This is a genomic window from Marinobacter sp. MMG032 (assembly GCF_040112695.1).
Taxonomy (GTDB): domain Bacteria; phylum Pseudomonadota; class Gammaproteobacteria; order Pseudomonadales; family Oleiphilaceae; genus Marinobacter; species Marinobacter salsuginis.
Genome location: NZ_CP157802.1, coordinates 1,902,956 through 1,922,519, shown reverse-complemented (window position 1 = coordinate 1,922,519; position 19,564 = coordinate 1,902,956). Strand labels below are relative to the sequence as shown.

Annotated in this window: 21 protein-coding genes; 7 read left to right on the top strand and 14 right to left on the bottom strand. The window is 60.2% G+C overall.

What is annotated here, in order from left to right; genetic code table 11:
* Positions 1 to 9: 9 nt before the first annotated feature.
* The 5 genes from ABNF92_RS08900 to ABNF92_RS08880 form a co-directional block, all read right to left on the bottom strand.
* The gene (locus tag ABNF92_RS08900) at positions 10 to 2,895 is read right to left on the bottom strand and encodes a formate dehydrogenase subunit alpha (protein ID WP_349343935.1); all 2,886 of its coding nucleotides are present in this window, start codon (positions 2,893 to 2,895) and stop codon (positions 10 to 12) included.
* Between the two features lie 91 nt (positions 2,896 to 2,986).
* Positions 2,987 to 3,178 carry a twin-arginine translocation signal domain-containing protein gene (locus ABNF92_RS08895; RefSeq protein WP_153634352.1) on the bottom strand — a complete coding sequence of 64 codons (192 nt, stop codon included), beginning with the start codon at positions 3,176 to 3,178 and terminating at the stop codon, positions 2,987 to 2,989.
* A gap of 40 nt (positions 3,179 to 3,218) precedes the next feature.
* Positions 3,219 to 3,830 carry a molecular chaperone TorD family protein gene (locus ABNF92_RS08890; RefSeq protein ID WP_349343934.1) on the bottom strand — a complete coding sequence of 204 codons (612 nt, stop codon included), beginning with the start codon at positions 3,828 to 3,830 and terminating at the stop codon, positions 3,219 to 3,221.
* A 109-nt stretch (positions 3,831 to 3,939) separates the two neighbouring features.
* Positions 3,940 to 4,587: a DUF3306 domain-containing protein gene (locus ABNF92_RS08885; protein ID WP_349343933.1), complete on the bottom strand. Its 648-nt coding sequence runs from the start codon at positions 4,585 to 4,587 to the stop codon at positions 3,940 to 3,942.
* Complete coding sequence (locus tag ABNF92_RS08880; RefSeq protein ID WP_069182754.1) at positions 4,587 to 5,165, bottom strand: DUF3305 domain-containing protein; 579 nt, start codon at positions 5,163 to 5,165, stop codon at positions 4,587 to 4,589. The genes ABNF92_RS08885 and ABNF92_RS08880 overlap by 1 nt, the downstream gene beginning before the upstream one ends.
* A 142-nt stretch (positions 5,166 to 5,307) precedes the next feature.
* On the opposite strand from ABNF92_RS08880, the gene ABNF92_RS08875 reads away from it, so the two are divergent.
* The 4 genes from ABNF92_RS08875 to ABNF92_RS08860 are packed head-to-tail and all read left to right on the top strand — an operon-like array spanning position 5,308 to position 9,329.
* On the top strand, positions 5,308 to 7,287 hold the full coding sequence (locus ABNF92_RS08875; protein WP_349343932.1) for a 4Fe-4S binding protein: 1,980 nt from the start codon (positions 5,308 to 5,310) through the stop codon (positions 7,285 to 7,287).
* A 19-nt stretch (positions 7,288 to 7,306) separates the two neighbouring features.
* A complete protein-coding gene (locus tag ABNF92_RS08870; RefSeq protein ID WP_136629940.1) occupies positions 7,307 to 8,152 on the top strand; it encodes an Mrp/NBP35 family ATP-binding protein in 846 nt (281 codons plus the stop codon).
* Positions 8,149 to 8,856: a biotin/lipoate--protein ligase family protein gene (locus ABNF92_RS08865; RefSeq protein ID WP_349343931.1), complete on the top strand. Its 708-nt coding sequence runs from the start codon at positions 8,149 to 8,151 to the stop codon at positions 8,854 to 8,856. Before ABNF92_RS08870 ends, ABNF92_RS08865 begins: the two co-directional genes overlap by 4 nt.
* Complete coding sequence (locus ABNF92_RS08860; RefSeq protein ID WP_136629941.1) at positions 8,853 to 9,329, top strand: DUF6505 family protein; 477 nt, start codon at positions 8,853 to 8,855, stop codon at positions 9,327 to 9,329. The genes ABNF92_RS08865 and ABNF92_RS08860 overlap by 4 nt, the downstream gene beginning before the upstream one ends.
* On the opposite strand, the gene ABNF92_RS08855 is transcribed toward ABNF92_RS08860, so the two are convergent.
* The 7 genes from ABNF92_RS08855 to ABNF92_RS08825 all read right to left on the bottom strand — a co-directional run bounded on the left by ABNF92_RS08855 (position 9,330) and on the right by ABNF92_RS08825 (position 15,049).
* Complete coding sequence (locus ABNF92_RS08855) at positions 9,330 to 10,577, bottom strand: molybdopterin-binding protein (protein ID WP_349343930.1); 1,248 nt, start codon at positions 10,575 to 10,577, stop codon at positions 9,330 to 9,332. It abuts the gene before it with no gap.
* The gene (mobB, locus tag ABNF92_RS08850; protein ID WP_069182758.1) at positions 10,574 to 11,080 is read right to left on the bottom strand and encodes a molybdopterin-guanine dinucleotide biosynthesis protein B; all 507 of its coding nucleotides are present in this window, start codon (positions 11,078 to 11,080) and stop codon (positions 10,574 to 10,576) included. The genes ABNF92_RS08855 and mobB overlap by 4 nt, the downstream gene beginning before the upstream one ends.
* Positions 11,077 to 11,664, bottom strand: a complete 588-nt coding sequence (gene mobA / locus ABNF92_RS08845) for a molybdenum cofactor guanylyltransferase MobA (RefSeq protein WP_069182759.1) — start codon at positions 11,662 to 11,664, stop codon at positions 11,077 to 11,079. Before mobA ends, mobB begins: the two co-directional genes overlap by 4 nt.
* A 12-nt stretch (positions 11,665 to 11,676) precedes the next feature.
* Positions 11,677 to 12,546, bottom strand: coding sequence for a formate dehydrogenase accessory sulfurtransferase FdhD (locus ABNF92_RS08840; protein WP_136629943.1), 870 nt, complete (start codon positions 12,544 to 12,546; stop codon positions 11,677 to 11,679).
* Between the two features lie 183 nt (positions 12,547 to 12,729).
* Positions 12,730 to 13,536 (bottom strand): substrate-binding domain-containing protein, encoded by an 807-nt coding sequence (locus ABNF92_RS08835; protein WP_296936645.1) that lies wholly within the window; start codon positions 13,534 to 13,536, stop codon positions 12,730 to 12,732.
* 74 nt (positions 13,537 to 13,610) lie between these two features.
* A complete protein-coding gene (locus ABNF92_RS08830) occupies positions 13,611 to 14,354 on the bottom strand; it encodes an ATP-binding cassette domain-containing protein (RefSeq protein ID WP_349343929.1) in 744 nt (247 codons plus the stop codon).
* Positions 14,351 to 15,049, bottom strand: coding sequence for an ABC transporter permease (locus ABNF92_RS08825; protein ID WP_291905579.1), 699 nt, complete (start codon positions 15,047 to 15,049; stop codon positions 14,351 to 14,353). The genes ABNF92_RS08830 and ABNF92_RS08825 overlap by 4 nt, the downstream gene beginning before the upstream one ends.
* 116 nt (positions 15,050 to 15,165) lie before the next feature.
* Here ABNF92_RS08825 and ABNF92_RS08820 point away from each other — a divergent pair, with 116 nt between their 5' ends.
* The 3 genes from ABNF92_RS08820 to ABNF92_RS08810 all read left to right on the top strand — a co-directional run bounded on the left by ABNF92_RS08820 (position 15,166) and on the right by ABNF92_RS08810 (position 17,813).
* Entirely contained in the window at positions 15,166 to 16,050 is an 885-nt protein-coding gene (locus ABNF92_RS08820; RefSeq protein WP_296936639.1) for a helix-turn-helix transcriptional regulator, read from the top strand.
* Positions 16,051 to 16,088: 38 nt separating this feature from the next.
* Positions 16,089 to 17,222: a putative sulfate/molybdate transporter gene (locus ABNF92_RS08815; RefSeq protein WP_349343928.1), complete on the top strand. Its 1,134-nt coding sequence runs from the start codon at positions 16,089 to 16,091 to the stop codon at positions 17,220 to 17,222.
* Positions 17,223 to 17,420: 198 nt separating this feature from the next.
* Complete coding sequence (locus ABNF92_RS08810; protein WP_349343927.1) at positions 17,421 to 17,813, top strand: glutaredoxin; 393 nt, start codon at positions 17,421 to 17,423, stop codon at positions 17,811 to 17,813.
* A 41-nt stretch (positions 17,814 to 17,854) separates the two neighbouring features.
* Here ABNF92_RS08810 and ABNF92_RS08805 read toward each other — a convergent pair whose 3' ends face one another.
* Together ABNF92_RS08805 and aliB are read right to left on the bottom strand one after the other, a co-directional pair.
* Positions 17,855 to 18,325 (bottom strand): MarR family transcriptional regulator, encoded by a 471-nt coding sequence (locus ABNF92_RS08805; RefSeq protein ID WP_209399140.1) that lies wholly within the window; start codon positions 18,323 to 18,325, stop codon positions 17,855 to 17,857.
* A gap of 83 nt (positions 18,326 to 18,408) precedes the next feature.
* Positions 18,409 to 19,548: a cyclohexanecarboxyl-CoA dehydrogenase gene (aliB, locus tag ABNF92_RS08800; RefSeq protein WP_305965611.1), complete on the bottom strand. Its 1,140-nt coding sequence runs from the start codon at positions 19,546 to 19,548 to the stop codon at positions 18,409 to 18,411.
* Between the last annotated feature and the right edge of the window lie 16 nt (positions 19,549 to 19,564).

Sequence of the window (19,564 nt, the reverse complement as noted above, 5' to 3'; positions counted from 1 at the left end):
CACCTCTTGTTATGCCGGCATGATCGAACACAGGGTTGCTTTGGTCTCTTGCATCTGCGTGACCGAGTCATACCCGTAGGTTTGAACCGTGTTGCTGGATTCGCCCAGAACGATGGGGTCGGCGCCCTTGGGATACTTGTCCCGCAGGTCCTTGCCCTGATAATGACCGCCGAAGTGGAATGGCATGAACGCCACGCCTTCTCCGACCCGTTCTGTGACCATGGCCTTGACCTTGATCTTGGCTCCTTCTGGGCCATGCACCCAAACGTCACTGCCATCACGGACGTTCAGATTGTTGGCGTCGCGAGGATTGATCTCAATGAACATATCCTGCTGAAGTTCCGCCAGCCAGGGGTTCGAGCGGGTTTCGTCACCACCACCCTCGTACTCAACCAGACGGCCGGAGGTGAGGATGATCGGGAACTCCTTGCTGAAATCCTTCTGCTGGATGGATTCATACATGGTCGGAACCCGCCAGAAGGTCTTGTCTTCGTAGGTCGGGTAGTCGGCCACGAGGTCGCGACGGTTGGTGTACAGGGGCTCGCGGTGCAGCGGTACCGGGTCCGGGAAGTTCCAGACGATGGCACGGGCCTTGGCATTGCCGAACGGCGCGCACTCGTGTTTGATGGCCACTCGCTGGATGCCGCCAGAGAGGTCGGTTTTCCAGTTGGTGGAGGGGCCTGCCACTGCTTCAATGCTGGCTCGCTCTTCGGCGGTGAGGTCACCATCCCAGCCCAGGTCCATCAGCATCTGCATGGTGAACTCGGGGTAGCCATCCTTGATTTCCGAGTTCTTGGAGTAAACACCGTCTGCCAGAATGTTCTGGCCGTTGTGTTCAACACCGAAACGGGCCCGGAACGTCAGGCCGCCCTCGGAGACTGGCAAGGACATGTCGTACAGGTTGGCGGTGCCCGGATGGTTCATCTCGGGGGTGCCCCAGCACGGCCACGGCATGCCATAGAAATCACCATCGCAAGGTCCACCCACGGCACGCAGTGTGGTCTTGTCGAAGTGATGCTGATACTGCATGTGCTGCTTGAGGCGCTCTGGAGACTGGCCGGTATAGCCGATGGTCCACATGCCGCGGTTGAATTCGCGGGTGATGTCTTCAATCGACGGCTCATCTCCGTCAATGGCGATGTTGCGGAACATGCGATCGGTAAAGCCGAACTTGTCCGCAAACAGTTTCATGATCTCGTGGTCGACCTTGGAGTCGAACAGCGGTTCAACCACCTTCTCCCGCCACTGCAGTGAGCGGTTGGAAGCGGTCACCGAGCCGTAAGTCTCGAACTGGGTCGTGGTGGGCAGCAGGTACGCGCCCTCCTTGCGATCATGCAGCACCGCAGAGACAGTGGGGAAGGGGTCAACCACGACCAGCAGGTCGAGTTTCTCCATGGCTTCCTTCATTTCTGTCATCCGGGTCTGGGAGTTGGGCGCGTGGCCCCACAGCACCATGGCGCGGGTGTTATCCGGCTGCTCGAGGTTTTCCTTGGCTTCCAGAACACCGTCAATCCAGCGTGAGACAGGAATACCCTTCTCGTTCATCATCGCCCTGGATTTGCCGTCTTTATCCATAACGGCAAAGCGGCCCTTCAGGTAGTCCAGATCCTCTTCCCAGACTCTTGCCCAATGGGCCCAGGAACCAGCAGACAGTCCGTAATAGCCCGGCAGTGTATCGGCGAGCACGCCCAGATCCGTTGCGCCCTGAACGTTGTCATGGCCACGGAAAATGTTGGTACCACCGCCGGCAACACCCATGTTACCCAGGGCCAGCTGCAGCACGCAGTAGGCACGGGTGTTGTTGTTGCCGTTGGTGTGCTGGGTACCGCCCATACACCAGATGACGGTGCCGGGACGGTTGTTCGCCAGGGTGCGGGCAACCCGCTCCAACTGCGCGCCCGGTGCGCCGGTAACACGCTCTACTTCTTCGGGATTCCAGCGCTTCACTTCCTCGCGGATGTCCTCCATGCCGTATACGCGGGTACGGATGAACTCTTTGTCTTCCCAGCCGTTCTCGAAGATGTGCCAGAGAATACCCCACACCAGCGCAACGTCTGAGCCCGGACGGAAACGCACAAACTCGTCGGCATGGGCTGCTGTGCGAGTGAAGCGCGGATCGCAGACGATCAGCGGAGCGTTGTTTTCTTCCTTGGCCTTCAGTACGTGCAACAGCGACACCGGGTGCGCTTCAGCGGGGTTGCCCCCGATGATGAAGATCGCCTTGGACTTGTGGATGTCGTTGTAGGAGTTGGTCATCGCTCCGTAGCCCCAGGTGTTGGCTACGCCGGCAACTGTGGTCGAGTGACAGATACGGGCCTGGTGATCAACGTTGTTGGTGCCCCAGTAGGCGGCAAACTTCCGGAACAGGTAGGCCTGCTCGTTGTTGAACTTGGCACTGCCGAGCCAGTAAACGGAATCGGGGCCGCTCTCCTCACGGATCTGCAGCATCTTGTCGCCGATTTCATTGATGGCCTGGTCCCAGGGAATCTTCTGCCACTGGCCGTTGACCATCTTCATGGGGCTCTTCAGACGGCGCTCGCCGTGAGCGTGCTCCCGAACCGATGCGCCTTTGGCGCAGTGGGCGCCCATGTTGAAGGGGCTGTCCCAGCCCGGTTCCTGGCCGGTCCAGACGCCGTTCTGTACTTCCGCTTCGACGGTACAGCCAACCGAGCAGTGCGTACACACCGATTTCTTGACGACCACTTCACCGCCACCGGTGGCTGGAGCTGCCGCTTCAACCCGACCCGATGTCAGCGACAGTGCCGCCAGACCACCCACTGCCACGCCAGACGTTGTCAGAAATTGACGACGATCCAGAGTCTTGGCAGCGAGAGAAGAAAGCAAAGAGCCTGCACGGGGGCCTTTCGCTACCCCGTTGGTCTTCTTCCTTAACATGTCGTATACCTCTCTCTTTTATTATTCTCGTTTTTCCGGAAAGCTCAGTCTCTCAAGGGCCTTTCGCAACCTTGATCAACTCAGACCACCGTTAAAAGCGAGCCGATTCGAAATATTTACGTGTGTGTTCGGTATCACGTAATCCGCGGCTTTTCGGCGCGTCAGTTCTGACGACCTCCGCTGCGGCGTTCGGTGCAACCGTCGCTGCCACCGCAGCTGGAGCTGCGAAAGCGGCCATTTTCAGAAAATGGCGACGGCTGTTTTCACGCTTCGGGTTGTCCATTGGACACCTCCCCCTGGGTTAAGGGATCTGTCGATCCCGGTTACTGAATTGCAAAGGCTTCGGCTTCCACTGCCATGAAGGCCCGGCCAAGCGAGCCCACCGGCGCGTAGAAGATGGCACTTTGCGCTTCTTCCAAGTCGGTAAAAAACAGTTCTGCCCACTTCGCCAAATGGGCATCAAAAAAAGCTTTCTGGGAGGCCACACCGCTGTCGCAGGGAAATTCGCCGGTGATAATCCCGGCCATGATTTCACACAGGGTGCAGATGTGGTCTTCCGGTTCCTTGACGTCGCTGCGGGCTTTGATACCACGTGACCGCAAATCGGTTCTGAGCTCGGCCAGGGGCTTTTCGTTCAGGAAGCCGGTGAGGTAGTAGCTGGCATAGGGAAGGAGCTCACCCCTGCCCAGACCGACGAACAGGTTGTTGAACTCCCGCTCGAGATCGTAGGGGTTGGTGCGCTCTGCGAGCTTGGCCAGGTTCTTCGAGGCGGTGCCCAGGGGTGTGTCGTCCCCCTGCAACGAGGCCAGACCTTGCAGCAATTCCGCCGAGGGTGGCCGGTCAAGCAGGACGCCCAGCAGCTGATAGATTTGGGCCCGCGCTCTATCTTCGTCAGTGATTGAGCGCGGGCACTGGATTTCGGCCGTGTCAGTCAAGTCGTTTTCCTTCTAATTATTATGTGCGCTCTCTCACACTATCTTAGTACACAAACAAGAATAGTGGGGTAAGCCACGTTTATTTCGCCAATAGGTGAAATGCATTCTGCTAATAGTCAAAACGCATGCGAGGGCGGAATCGCGGTTCCGGCACCTCTTCTGCTTGGCTGTTCTCCGGTTGTGCGGGCACTCGGTTGGTCAGCTCCGCCTGCCCGGTATAGTCGTCCTGCTCAATGGCTGCCTGTTCATCCTCATGCCCGTCAGCTTGCGCCTGCCCGGTGACCGTGGATTCGGCATCGGTCGGGGAGGGTTGGGCCAACGACTGTACAGGTTCATCAATGACATCCGCCGCCTTCTTGGCTTTATCCACCAGCCCTTCGCCGACCCGATAGAGTGATTTCACGGTTTGCCCGGCCGTCGACGCCAGGGTGTAATCCTCGTCGTAGTCATTCAGCCCATCGAGTACCGCCAGCACCGGATTGGATTTCCAGAGGCTTCTCAGGGCCTTTCGGCGCAGGAACTCGGGTATTTCCTTGCGCATGAAACCTGTGATATCCGTTCCGATCTCAATGGACGACGGATCGGGCAGTCCGTACTTCTCCAGAAGCTCCGGTTCTGACAGGCTCTCGTTAATGGCGAGTTCCTGTTCCTCCGGGGCCGGTTCGGCTTGCTCCGGCGCCGGAGGCGGCGTGGGTTCTACCGTTCTGTTGGCTTCGGCCTTTTTGCGCGCCCAGCGCTGCCAGCGTGATTCGACCATTACTGTAACCTGGGTTTCTTGATGTTGGCGGGAGCCCGGTATACATCGCTTTCCTGCCGAATACGTGGATCACCCTTGGCGTCTTCCACCGCGTCCACGCGCACCTCATCCCGGCGCCGTTTCTTGAACGGCTCCTCGATGTAATGCATGTCGACAAATTCCTTGATCCAGGCGGCCAGGGATTCCGGGATGGGGACGGCTTCAACAATGCTTTCGCCGCTGTCCAGGGAGTCCAGAGCCTCGTGGGCGCTGGCGGTAACGGTGCTGACCGCCCAGCCTGAGGGCGACTGGCCGGTGACGTCTCGGTCCAGGATGATCCAGACGGAAGGCGTGCTCATGTTGAGGGAGACGAGATAACCTTCGACATCGGCACGGAACAGCTCCATAGTGACCGTGCCGGCGTGGTAATCGACCACCTCGCCCTCGCGTACCAGTTCTTTCCAGAAGGCGTCCGGTGCCCCGGGGATGACAGCAACAGGTTTCCAGACGTGTTTCGCCCACCGCGTTACCCCCGGCGATCGGCGAACAACGGCACCCACCTGCAATGCTCGTTTCCAGTGATCGGTTCTACTGCTCATGATGTGTCTCTTTTTGTTATAGATAAAAGCTAGCAGGGCTCCAACAATTATCCAATTGTCCGAAAGTAGATGGCTGTGGCATGCTCGAAATAAGAGAGTGATTCGTATACGTATAACAACAACGAACAGAGTAAAGTTCCTGATGACATCAAAAAAATCTCTATTACTGTGCACCTGCGACAAGAGCCAGGGCTTCAATTCCGAGGCCCTTCATGCGGTTGCGGGTGCCGAGCAGGTCGTCGCGGTAGACCAGCTGTGCGGCAACGATATGAAAGTCGCAGCCGAGCACCTGGGCGCCAGCAACGACGTGCTTATCGCCTGTGGCCAGCAGGCAGCGCTGTTCGAGCGCCTGGCCGAGGACATTCACGCCGAGATCCAGCATGTAGCGCCACTGCACACCATCGATATACGTGACCGGGCGGGTTGGAGTTCTGCCGATGCCAACCCCAAGCGGTTGGAAGCCAAACAGGCGGCCCTGGTGGCCGCAGCCCAGTTGCCAGGGCCCACCGCCCCGGCGAAAAGCATCCAGTCCAACGGCGTCTGTTGCATCGTGGGCCCCACCGAGCAAGCCATCCGCATGGCCGGGTTGGTACAGGATGAGCTGGGCGTTACCTGTGTGGTCAACGATGCCGGCCCCATCCATTTGCCATCGGCCGCCTACGACGTGGCCAAGGGTCAACTGACCAGCGCTTATGGCGCCCTCGGCAACTTCAAGCTGGAGTTCGCCGGGTTGCAGACCCTGCATCCGGCCGGTCGGGGTGAGCTGGGTTACACGCCGGCGCAGACAACGGCTCGCAGCGAGTGCGACGTGTTTATTGATCTGCGCGGTGGCGCGCCGGCCTTCCCCAGCCACGAGAAGCGCAATGGGTATTTCTGGGCCGATCCGAACAAAGCCGGCGAACTGGAACGCATTGCCCTCACAGCCAGGGAAATGGTGGGCGAGTTCGAAAAAACCGTCTTTTTCCGGCTGGAAGAGTCCCTGTGTGCCCATTCCCGGGCTAATAAGCCGGGCTGTACCCGGTGCCTGGACGTTTGCCCCACGGAAGCGATCTTCTCTGCCGGCGACCACATCCAGATCGATTCTGACATCTGCGCAGGTTGTGGCTCATGCGCGGCGGTTTGCCCCACATCCGCAGTCACCATGAACGAAACGCCCTACGAGGCTATAGTCAAAGTCATGGACGTGATGGCGAAGACCTATCGCGAGCAGACCCACGAATCGCCACGCCTGGCATTCCATACCCTGGGCGCCGGCTCGGAAGCCATCACCTACCTGGCTCGCTACGACGATGGCCTGGCCGACGATCTGATCCCACTCGGACTGGAACATGTGGACCGTATTGGCCACGCCGAGATCATGGCGGCGTTCGGTGCCGGTTATGCCGAAGTGCTGATTCTGGCAGACAACGAACTGGATCGTCGGGCCCTGGCGGCCGAAGTAGAACTGGCCCAGGCCATGCTCAAAGGCACCCATAACTCGCCAAGCCGGGTTCGGGTGATTGATGCCATCGAGTTGTCCGCGCCGGGCGACAACGCGGGACGGGTCAGCGAGCCGGTGCTGCTGGTGGGCGGCCGTCGCGACATTACCCGGGTGACCGCCACAGCCATGGCGGAGAAGGTGGACGAGCCGATTCCATTACCCAAGGGCGCGCCCTACGGTGCCATCGAGATTGATTCAGACAAATGCACTCTGTGCCTTGCCTGCGTTTCCCTCTGCCCCACCGGCGCACTGGGGGATCATCCGGACCGGCCGGAAGTGCAGTTCACCGAGAACGCCTGTGTGCAGTGTGGTATCTGCGACAGCACCTGCCCCGAAACGGCGATTACGCTCAAGCCGCAGCTGGATCTGTCAAAGGCGGCGCTTAGCCCGAGGGCTTTGCATGGCGAAGAACCGTTCGAGTGCATCCAGTGCGGCAAACCGTTTGGTGTGGCCAGTACCATCAACCGGATTGTAGCCAAGCTGGAAAATCAGCACTGGATGTACACCAAATCTGATAATGTCCAGCTCATCAAGATGTGCGACGACTGCCGGGTGAAGGCACAGTTCCATGGCGACACGGCGCCCATGGCTGGCGCCGCAAGACCCAGGGTTCGTACCAGTGATGACTACCGGGACAATTGATTGATAGACAGGAATTTCCATGGTCCAGTACACCGAAGTAGGAAAAAGTAACCTGATTGGCACCGATGCGCCCCGGCCACAGGACAAGAACCCCAGGGGCGTGGATCGTATTATTGCGGTTGCCTCAGGCAAGGGCGGGGTGGGGAAATCCACCGTGTCCTCCAATCTGGCCGTGGCCATGGCGTCCAAGGGCCTGAAAGTCGGCCTGCTGGATGCCGACGTCTATGGCCCCAGCCAGCCGAGGATGCTGGGTGTGTCGGGCCGACCTTCCAGCCCGGACGGCAACACCATCCTGCCGCTTCGCAACCACGGCGTGACCCTTATGTCACTCGGGCTGATGACCTCCGAAGAGGAAGCCATTGTCTGGCGCGGACCCATGCTGATGGGCGCTCTGCAGCAAATGATGAACCAAGTGGACTGGGGAAGGCTGGACGTGTTGCTGGTGGATCTGCCGCCGGGCACTGGCGATGTCCAGATGACCCTGAGCCAGAAGTTTTTCGTGGCCGGCGCCATCGTGGTGTCGACGCCCCAGGACATTGCCCTGATGGATGCACGCAAAGGCATCGACATGTTCAAGCGCATGGACGTGCCATTGTTCGGCCTGGTGGAGAACATGGCTTCTTTCATCTGCGATGGCTGCGGCAAGGAGCATCATCCCTTCGGCCACGGTGGTGCCCGGGCTGAGGCCGAGAAGCTGGGGGCACCGTTCCTCGGTGAAATTCCTCTGGATCTCGATATCCGGATCGGCTCCGATGGCGGGGTACCCATTGTGGTGTCCAAGCCCGACAGTCCGCAGGCCCAGGCTTTCCAAAGACTGGCCGATGAAATCATTGCCTCCGAACAATACGCCCGGGCCGTCCAATGATCATTGAGTCTCCCCGTTTCCCACCGCTACTGAGCGGCGAGATTGTGCCCCCGCATACGGATCCTTTCGATAAGGCCGTCAGCCGCGCCATCGCCGGCGTGGATTCCGGCACCATTTTCTATTCCGAGGCCGTGGATACTCTACGGGCGGCACTGGTACTGGCACCCGAGACGCCGTTGGAAGAGGCCATTCAGGCGGTGTACGTGGCCCAGATTGGCCTGGCTGAGAGCCTCGGGGCCCTGGCGCCGCCCGAGGTGCCGGTGCAGTTCCAGTGGCCTGACCGCATCAAGGTCAACGGGGCCCTGTGTGGCAGCGTACGGTTTGCGGCCGATGTGTCCGACCCCAAAGAAACGCCGAACTGGCTGGTGATCGGTATCGTGGTGCCCTTCACCCACCCTGGCGGCGAGCCCGGTGAAACGCCGGATCAGACCTGCCTGTACGAAGAGGGCTGTGTAGAGATAATGCCCATGGCGTTGCTGGAGAGCTGGTCCAAACATACGCTGTTATGGCTGACCTATTTTCTGGACAGCGGGTTCGAGCGGGTCCACAACGAGTGGCGTCCGCGCTGCGATACCATTGGCAAGCGCATCGAGGAACCCAGAGCCGGCCTGTTCGTGGGTCTGGATGAAAAGGGGCGCATGCTGTTGCGCCAGGATGTGATGACCGAAACTGTTAGCCTGATTGATTATGCGGAGCACCTATGAAACTGGCCCGAACCCTGAGACTGGACATTTCCGATGAAAACGTCTTCGAGCGGCCGGCACCCAGTGGGGAGTGGGCCATTTCTGGCGGCTTCGAGTTTTCCAACTGGACCGAGGCGGACCTGACAGGCAAAGCCCGGCAAGCCTTCACCAATGGCTGGTACAGCATTGAGTCGGGTGGTCGTGCCAGCTTTGTTGGCGTGTGCGACATTACCGAGCCGGAGCTGGAGCGGCTACGCCAGACGCTCGCGCAGACTTTTGTGGAGATCTATGGCGCGCCGGACATCGAGGCCGCTTACCCGGTGGCCTGTGAAGAAATCGACCAGATGCGCAGCATGTGCGAAGACTTTGAGGACAACACCCTGCTGATGGTCAGCCGCACCCTTACCGACCTGGGCGTTGAGGAAACCTACCGCTCCCGTGGCCCGCAGGATGCCTCACTGGAGGCCTTTGCGGTCCACGGCAGCGTTGACTGATTACAGGCCGAAGCTGCCGTAGGGAATAAACCGGACGGGGGTGCCGGGCTCGATCTGCTGGGCGCTCTCATCCAGTTCCACCAGACCCTCGGACCAGGCCAGACCGGTCACCCGGCCAGAGCCTTCCGACCCGAATACCTCGACCTTCCCATCGCGAACCCGTGCCCGCAGCATCTCGCTGCGCCCGGGTTTTTTGTTCTTCGAGAAGTCAGCCGGCATGGTATACGCCTGGGGCTCGAACCATTCGGCCCCTGCCAACAATGCCATGGCAGGCGCACCAAATCTCAGCGCACAGACCCAGGCGGCCACCGGATTACCCGGCAGACCGACTACCGGCGTGCCCCGGAACATGGCAAGCGCCAGAGGACGGCCGGGTTTGATGGCAATGCGCCAGTTACTGATGTCACCGTGTTCTTTCAGGGTTTTCGACACATGATCCTCGTCTCCGGCGGACACGCCGCCGCTGGTCAGGATCAGGTCACACTGCTCCGCGCCCCGCTCCAGGGCCGCCTTCACCTCCTCGGCCCGATCCAGCACATGGCCAAGATCCACGAGTTCGTAGCCGAGTTGTGATACCAGGGCACTGAGCATAGGGCGATTGGCGTCATAGATCTGCCATTCTGTGACGGGGGCGCCCACTGGCTTTACCTCATCACCGGTGGACAGCACGCCCACCCGCAGTCGCTGATAAACATCAACGGCTTCCACGCCCACGCTGGCAAGCACCGAAATCTGGGTCGGACTGAGCCGGGTTCCGGCAGTGAGAATCCGGTCCTCGACTTTGATGTCTTCACCGGCTTTGCGGGCATTGGCGCCTGCCTTTAGCGTACCGTTCAGATGCAACTGGCCATCCAGCACTTCGCAGTCTTCCTCCAGAACCACGGTATCCGTGCCGGCGGGAATAACCGCGCCTGTCAGAATCCGGATTGCGTATCCCTTGGGCACCTGCCTCATGTAAGGCTCACCGGCGGCGCTGCGGCCATCCACAAGAGGCAGGGTGCAGGGCACGTCCGTTAACGGCCCGGCAAGAGCATAGCCATCCACGGCGGAATTGGTGCTTGGGGGATGAGCCCGGGGCGCATAGACATCACTTGCCAGGATTCGGTCGTTCACCTGTGACAGCGGAACCTCACGCTCCACCTCCACCACGGGATGCAACCTTGAACGCAACCGCTCAAGGGCTTCTTCGACCGGCGTCCAGTTCACGCCCGGGGGAAGGGCAAAACAGTCATTGCGAAGCGGCTTCATGACTCTCTCGCTGGTGGCTGTACATGATCAATAATAAAATCGGCAATGCCGGTGACGTCATTGATATCGAACAAAGGCCCGGAAAAATCGGCGGCATAGTCGCTGGCAACGGCGATGATGTTGGCGTCTTCCCGGTAAAGGGGCGATCGGCCCGATTCCTGCCGGTGTACTTCAATCTTCGGGTGCGCGTGGGTTTTGTAACCCTCCACCACGACCCAGTCGCAGGGCGACAGGCGGGCCAGCAAATCCTCCAGTGAGGGCTCACCTGCGCCCCGCAGCTCGTGCATGATGGCAATGCGCTGGCCCCCGGCCAGAATCACTTCGCGGGCACCGGCTTCACGGTGTTTGTAGCTGTCCGTTCCGGGCTGATCCACGTCCACCATGTGGTGGGCGTGCTTGATCGAGCTGACCGTTAAACCCCGGCCGGACAGTTCGCGAATCAGAGCGGCTGCCAGTGTGGTCTTGCCGGAGTTTTTCCAACCTACGATGCCTATAACGTTCACTTCAGATGCTGCTCCGCCCAGGCCAGATCGTCCGGGGTGTTGATGTTGAAAAAATCTCCCTCGTCAAAAACCACCAGAGTTTCGCCCTGGGCCTGTGTCCACTGGCGGATCTTGCGTACGCCCTCGTTCAGGGCGGCTCTCAGATCGTCTCTCAAAGCGACCCGCCAGCGCCCGAAGGTCGGCTGTGGCAGTCGGCCGCGCTCTGGGTCTGGCGTGGCTGCCAGCACCACCGGGGTGTCATGTTCCGCCAGTCTGGCAGCCAGATCCCTGGGAAAGGAAGGTGTGTCGGCGGCCACGCTGATGAGCCATTCGTGGCCCTGTTCGGCGGCCCAGTCCATGCCCGCGAGGACGCCGGCAAGCGGGCCGGGGAAGCCTTCGATGGAGTCCGCCACCACCGGCAGATCCAGGTCGTCGAACCGGCTTAAATCCCCGTTGGCATTCAATACCACGGCATCGACCTGAGGGGTGATCCGTTCGATTACCCGCTGGATCAGCGACTGGTCGCCGAGCATGAGCCTGCCTTTGTCGCCACCACCCATGCGGTTTGCCTGGCCGCCGGCCAGGATAACTGCACATTGGCTCATGCAGTGCCTCCGTCAATCATGTTGAGCGCCTTTTCGACGCAGCTTCTTGTCTTCATCGGGTACCTGCGACAAGTCCTGATCGAACACCAGGCGGTGCTGGCCGCTCAGGCAGGTGAATTTCTTGCCACGCATCCGGCCGATCAGGGTCAGCCCGACCTGGCGGGCAATGTCGACTCCCCAGGCGGTGAAGCCCGAGCGGCTGATCAGAGTGGGAATGCCCATCAGGGATGTTTTTATCACCATCTCCGAGGTCAGGCGGCCGGTGGTATACAGAACCTTGTCTGCGGCCGAAATGTTATTCAGGTGCATCCAGCCGGCAATTTTATCGACCGCGTTGTGCCTTCCAACATCCTCCATGTACGCCAGGATTGTTTGTCCCTGGCAAAGCGCGGTGCCGTGGATGGCGCCGGTTTCCATATACAGGCTAGGCGTGTGGTTGATCTGATAGGAAAGATCGTAAAAGGTGCTGGTGTGCACCGGCGTATCCGGCAGTGACAGGCCTTCCAGCCCGGCCATCATGTCACCGAACACCGTACCCACGGCGCAACCGGAGGTGCGGGTTTTCTTTTCCAGCTTGTCCTCGACATCGGTAACGCCTGACGTGCGCACCACCGCAACCTCGAGTTCTTCGTCAAAATCGATCCCGGTGACCGTGTCTGTTTCTTTCAGCATGCCCTGGTTGAGCAGGAAGCCGAGGGCCAGATACTCCGGATGGTCGCCGATGGTCATGGCTGTGACGATCTCCTGGCTGTTCAGGTAGATGGTCAGGGGGCGTTCCTCGATCACGCTGATCGATTTGGCCTCGCCGTTCTCGTCCACGCCCTCCACTGGGCGGGACAGACGGGGATCCTTGGGATCGGGAAGTATGGGATCAATCGTCATTTTTGTTATAGCCGTTTCCTGGTCGTACTGGAATGGATGTTGTACGGAGATTGCCAGAGATTAGCCTATTTGGCATTGAGGAAAAACAGCTGCTTTTTGCCAATAAAAAACCCCGGCAATGCCGGGGTTCGATCTGGGCAGGGTAAACAGACGCTCAGTTCAGTCGCCCTTAATCCTTTTGCCTCACTGGGCGTTCGGGAAGAACAGTTGCTGCCCGTCCACTTTGAAGTCGGCAATCGCCTGCTGGCCTTCTTCCGACAGCAGCCAGTTGTGCCACTGGGCTGCCAGGTCGTGTTTGAGGTGTGGGTGCTTTTCTTCGGAGAGCAGCAGGCTGCCGTACTGGTTAAAAAGTACTTTGTCGCCCGAGAACAGCAGCTCGAGATTCTGGCGATTTTCGAACGCGACCCAGGTAGCACGGTCGGACATCACATAGGCGTCCATGCCGGCGGCGGTGTTCAGGGTCGGACCCATGCCGCTACCCAGTTCCCGGTACCAGCTGCCGCCCGGTTCCACGCCGGCGTTTTCCCAAAGCCTGAGCTCGGCCCGGTTGGTGCCGCTGTCATCGCCTCGCGATGCAAACGGTGCCTCTGCTTCGGCGATGGCAGAGAAGGCTTCGGCGGCGCTTTCCGCTTTACGGATTTTGGCGGGATCGTCTTTCGGGCCGATCAGCACGAAGTCGTTGTACATAACGTCTGCCCGCTCGGTGGCAAAGCCATTCTCGACAAACCGTTTTTCCCCGGCGGTGTCATGCACCAGCAGGCTGTCGGCGTCGCCCCGGCGGGCGAGCTCAAACGCCTGGCCGGTGCCGACGGCTACAACGCGAACTTCGATGCCGGTCGCCTCCTCAAACTTGGGCAGGATCGAGTCGAACAGGCCGGAGTTCTGGGTGGACGTGGTTGAGGCCAGCGTAATGTAGTCGTCGGCCTGGGCACTGAAGGTCAGGCCCATGGTCGTTACGGCTGCCAGAACCAGATTCAGGGTTTTTTTCATCTTGTTCTCTCCTTTGTCGTGTCTTATTCGTAGAGCGAGCGATGGTTCGGTACGTTTGTTTTTTTGGTGGGTGATCAGGCCACGAGCTCTCCGCTCAGGAAGGCTTGTGCCTGGCGCGAAGCAGGGGCGTTGAAAAAGATGTCGGCAGGCGTGTGCTCCTGCACTTTTCCGCCGGCGAGAAACAGCACGTCCCCCGCCAGCCTCCGGGCCTGATGCAGGTCATGGGTTGTCATTACGATGCGTGTTCCTCTCTCGTGAAATTCCTGAACGGCGGCTTCCACGTCCTTTATGGCAGCGGGGTCCAGTGCGGAGGTGGGCTCATCCAGAAACAGTACCGAGGGTGAAAGAGCCCAGGCCCGGGCCAGAGCGAGGCGCTGCTTCTCGCCACCCGATAACACCCGCGCGGGCGTATCGGCGCAGGCGGACAGTCCGAAGCGTGCCAGGGCTTCCCGTGCCAGCTCGGCACGCCGCTTGCGTGGGACGTTATTGACGGCCAGCGCGTGCGTGAGGTTGGCCAGTGCGGAACGGCGCAGAAGAACCGGGGTCTGGAATACCATGGCCTGGCGGGGTGTTTCGTCACCGGACCAGGTTATGGCTCCCTCCGTTGCCGCGAGCAGCCCGTGAGCCAGGCGGAGCATCAGGCTCTTGCCCGCGCCATTGGGGCCCATCACCAGTGTGGGGCCGGGGCCGTCCAGCGTGAATGAGCAGGGGCCAAAAAGCTGGTGGCCGAGAAGGTTGAACTCGACGTTGTCAAAGCGCAGCGACGGCGGTGCACTGAGTTCGATTGGTCTGTTAACGGGCACGTTCAACGATGTCATCCCATGCGCCTCTTGGCCGTTTCACTCAAAATGTACGCAGTAGCGTTGATCGCCATGACAAGCGTCAGCAGGACAATGCCGAGGCCTAACGCCAGGGGCAGGGCGCCCTTGCTGGTCTCAAGCACAATGGCCGTTGTCATGACCCGGGTGACGCCGTCGATGTTTCCGCCAACCATCATGACCGCGCCGACTTCCGCGCTGGCCCGGCCGAACCCTGCGAGCAGAATCGTCAGGAGGGCAAAGCGGGCGTCCCACAGCAGCGTGGGCATCATGCGAGCCTTAGACATGCCCAGCGAGACGAATTGCTCGCGATATTCGCCCAGCAACTCCTCCACTTTTTGCCGCGAGAGCGCGGCGAGAATCGGCAACACCAGTATCACCTGCGCAATTACCATGGCCCCGGGCGTGAACAGAAGACCCAGTTCGCCAAGCGGTCCGGCCCTCGACAGCAGCAGGTAAACGCCTAGCCCTGCCACAACCGGCGGCAGCCCCATCAGCGCATTCAGCGCGACAATAACCCCGCCGCGTCCGGGGAACTGCCATAACGCAACCGCAGCGCCCAGTGGAAAACCCAAAAGCGCCGCTATCAGGACCGCAACGAGCGAAACCTGCAGCGATAGCACCACGATCTGGTACAGCGAAGCGTCGAAATTCACCAGTAGCGAGAGCGCCACGTAAAGCGCGTTTTCTTCCACAGCTGCGTCTCCTTAGTCTTGAGCATCGTGGCGTTTTTAACTACGCTTTGCGATGCTTGCCGTAAATAATGCAGCCAAAAACAGCATTATGCGTATCAATTGACTCCGGAGGTTCGATGTCTCTGCCTGACTATCTCACTACGGCCGAGGCTGCCGAGTATCTGCGCCTGAAAGAACGCAAGGTCTACGATCTGGTGGGCCAGGGCGTGATCCCCTGCGTGCGGGTGACGGGAAAGCTTTTATTTCCGCGCCAGCGTATAGATCTCTGGTTGATGAATCATCTGGAGGGTGACGAGGGCGTCAGCGCGCCAACGCCACCCGTGCTGGTGGGTAGCCAGGATCCGCTGCTGGAGTGGGCGGTGAAGGAGAGCAATGCCGAGCTGGCGATGCTGTGCCAGGGCAGCGGAGACGGGGTGCAGCGCCTGGTTGACGGTCGCGCCATGGTTGCTGGCATGCATATCTGGCACGCGCAGACTGAGCGTTACAACGACCCGGTGACCCTGGGCTTGAGCGGGATGCGTGACCTGGTGCTGATCCGCTGGGCCAAACGCCGGCAGGGCCTGCTTCTGGCGCCGGACAACCCCCACGGAATTGTGCAGCTGGAAGACATCGCCCGGCCGGGCCTGCGCCTGGCCCACCGCCAGCCCGAGGCCGGTGTCAGTCATCTGCTGCAGAGCCTGCTGGCCCGCTACCGAATTGATGGCAGCAAGCTTGCCTGGACCGAACATCCCTCGCTCAGCGAGGACGATCTGGCTCTGGCTGTTCGTCAGGGGGAAGCGGATGTGGGTGTGGGTATTGAAGCGGCGGCCAGGCGCCAGGGCTTGGCATTTATCCCCCTGCAGCAGGAGCACTTCGACCTGGCCATGCGCCGGCGCCATTATTTTGAGCCGGCCATGCAGCGTTTGCTGGCCTTTGCCGGTAGCGAACGATTCACGCATCGGGCCGAGACATTGGGCGGGTATGATGTCAGTGAACTTGGTAAAGTAGTGTATAACGCTTGAACGACAACAATAAGCAGACCATTCAGGCAGGAGCCCTCATGGGTTCGACCATGAAGAAGGTGATCAGTGAAAGCAGCGGCGCGCTGGGCGATATTGGCACATTGCTGCCCTTGACTCTCGGTGCCATTGGCGTGGCCGGACTTGCTCCAGTACCGGTACTCCTGGGTTTTGCCGTGTTTTACATCGTGACAGGCCTGTATTACCGCCTTCCTGTTCCGGTACAGCCCATGAAAGCCGTGGCCGCGTTGCTGTTGACCACCCAGGTCAGTGCCCAGAGCCTGATCGCCAGTGGCGTTCTGATCGGTGCCATCCTGTTGCTTCTGGGGGCAACCGGATGGATCAACCGGGCGGCCCGCCTGGTGCCGGGGTCGGTATTGAGCGGCCTGCAACTGGGGCTGGGTTTGTTGTTGGCCAGCATGAGCCTGGAATTGATGGCTACCTCCCTGCCGCTGGGCCTGGTCGTGCTGGGGTTGCTGGTGGTTACCCTGAAACTGTTCCCCAGCTGGCCGGCGGCGCTGATGGGGCTGGCGTTGGCCATGGTCCTCGGTGCGCTGCTGGGTTCACCCGGGCTGCCATTGCCGGCGGATCCCGCCATCTTCTCGATGCCGACATTGCCCTCGATGGATGAGTGGCAGCAGGGGTTCTCTATCCTGGTGTTGCCGCAACTGGCGCTAACCATCACCAACGCCATCGTTCTGACGGCTCTGGTGGTGGGGGATTATTTCGGAGATCAGTCCCACCGGGTCTCACCGGCAAGGCTGTCCGTCACAACTGGCCTGGCCAACCTGTTCCTGGTGCCGTTCGGTGCCTTGCCCATGTGCCACGGCGCCGGTGGTGTTGCGGCCCATTATCGCTTTGGCGCCCGCACCGGTCTGGCGCCGGTCCTGCTGGGCACGGGGTTACTCCTGGTGGCGATCGTGCCCGGTGGTCTTTCTTTCATTGCCGCCGTGCCCGCGGCGGGTCTTGGCGCTCTGCTCATGGTTGCTGCTGTTGAACTGGGCCTCACCAAACGTCTCTGGACCGCCAAACCCTCCTGCTGGCCGGTGATTGGCATCACGGCTCTGATCACCTTCTGGGCCGACCCGTTTTTCGGCTTCCTCGTCGGGGTGGCCGCGGAGACGTTCCGGTCAGCCTGGTTGCGTGGAAGGTTCAGCGGTGCTCATCAGGATTGAGGATATCGTCCGATTCGGCTGATACACTCTCCCTACCACACCCACCACACCCAGTGAGGGTTCAGCACCCGTTATTCTGAACACTTCATCTTTTGAAATGATATCCTCGTACACCGCTATGAGGGACGCAAATCAATCCTGAGTGCCGACCTCTTTGAAGCAATCGTTAACTGGAAACCCGGAGCTTTAACCGTACCCATGAGAGTCGTTATCCGTTATTTTTTCCGAACGCTGCGCCTGATACTGACACCTTTCATGCTGCTCAGTGAAAAACTTAGCACGCCGGAAAGCGTCACCCGAAGCGCTGATGACCAGGCCAGGGCCAACGAGGCCAGCAAGGATCTGGCGCTATACCAATTCAAAGCCTGCCCGTTCTGTATCAAGGTAAGGAAGGAAATCGCCCGGCTCGGCCTCAATATCGAAACCCGGGACGCCCAGCATAACCCGGAGCATCGGGCAGAGCTGGAGGCTGGCGGTGGTCAGGTCAAGGTGCCCTGCCTGAAGATTCAGCAAGAGGATGGCAGTGTCCGCTGGCTGTACGAGTCTGACGATATCAAGGCGTGGCTGCAGGAGCGGTTTGAACCGGCCTGATTGCCGGTACTGGTTGGATCGTCCTCGTCATTTATCCCGCATTATTTCTCGGGGGTGGCTGAGTCCAGGGAAATATCGATAAGTTCATGCTGCAGTTTTTTCAGAAGGTGCAGCAGGCTGACGCTGTCATCAAAACTCATTCCCTGCATGGCCTGCCGGTAAAACTCGGCAATCGAGTCCTGCAGCCGATCCCAGAAGGTCCGGCCAGATTCGGTCAATACCACCAGTCTGGCCCGCCGATCCTGGGGGTCCGGTACCCGAATGACATGCCCGTCCCGTTCCATTCGTTTGAGCACGCCGTCGAGGTTCTGGCGGCTGACGTACAGGTACTCTTTGAGCTGATTGAACGAGGTGCCTTCCTCGAAACCCTCCCGTGACAGCGCCCCGAGCACCGCCCATTGCACGGCGCTGATGCCCATTTCATTCTGAACCTGACGCTGGAGAATGTTTCCGGTCTGGAACAGGCGGAAAAACAGGCGGTTGGGAATGCCTCCGGATTCGTTGACGATCATCTGTGCTCCTTTGGTGCCCCGCTGGCGGTTGGGCCGGCGAGGGCGGTTCTCGGCGTCCTGAATCACGGAAGGCATGGGACGCGTCACTTCGGCAGGTACTCACGCGCAATGATGTTCTTCATGATCTGCGCGGTACCGTCACCAATCTGCAGCCCCAGGACATCCCGCAAGCGCTGGGCGAACGGTAAATCCTCTCCCCACCCGGTGTGGCCATGGGCCAGCAGGCACTGTTTCACCACATCAAACGCGAGCTTGGGACCCCACCATTTGTTCATCGCCGCCTCGGCGTTGTGGGGCAGGTTGTTGTCCTTGAGCCAGAGCGCATGGTAGCACTGCATGCGCGCGGCATGAACGTAGGTCTGGTATTCCGCCAGCGGATGAGTCAGGCCCTGGAAGGCGGACAGGTTCTGGCCAAAGGCAGTACGCTCGGTCAGCCACTGCCAGGTTTCTTCCAGGGACTGCTGGGCCACCGCCAGGCACTGCAGGCCGATCAGGGCGCGGCTGTAGTCGAAACCCTGCATGACCTGTTTGAAGCCTTTCCCTTCCTCCCCCATCATGTGGCTCGCGGGTACTTCCACGTTATCGAAGAAGATCGAACCGCGGCCGATGGCACGTTGGCCATTGTCCTCAAAGCGGGTGGTGGTGATGCCCGGCGTGTTCATGGGCACCAGGAACGCGCTGATCCCGGAGGCGCGCTGTTCCACCGTGCCGGTGCGGGCGAACACCACCGCCACGTCAGCCTGGTCGGCCATGGAGATGGAGGTTTTCTCGCCGTTGAGCACGTAGATGTCGCCCTTTTTCTCGGCTTTCAGGCGCAGGTTGGCAGCGTCCGAGCCACCATGGGGTTCGGTCAGTGCGATGCAAGCCACCTTCTGACCGGTAGTCATGCCGTGCAGCCATTCCTTTGCCAGGTCCGGCGCGGCGTGGCTGGCGATGATCTGGCCGTTCAGCGAGGTCAGTAGCGGAATGTAACCCACGTTGAAATCCCCTTTGGAAATTTCCTCGATGATCAGGCCGCTGGTGACGCAATCCATGCCGCTGCCACCGAATTCCTCGGGCAGCTCGCCACCGAGCAGGCCCATCTCGCCGAGCTGGCGGATCACGTCCCGCTCGATCACGCCTTCCTGATCCCGCTTGCGATAGCCCGGGGCCAGCACCTCGGCGCTGAAGCGGGCCACAACCTCGCGGATCGCGTTTTGTTCTTCATTGAAAGCGAAATTCATGGTGTTCTCCGGGCTA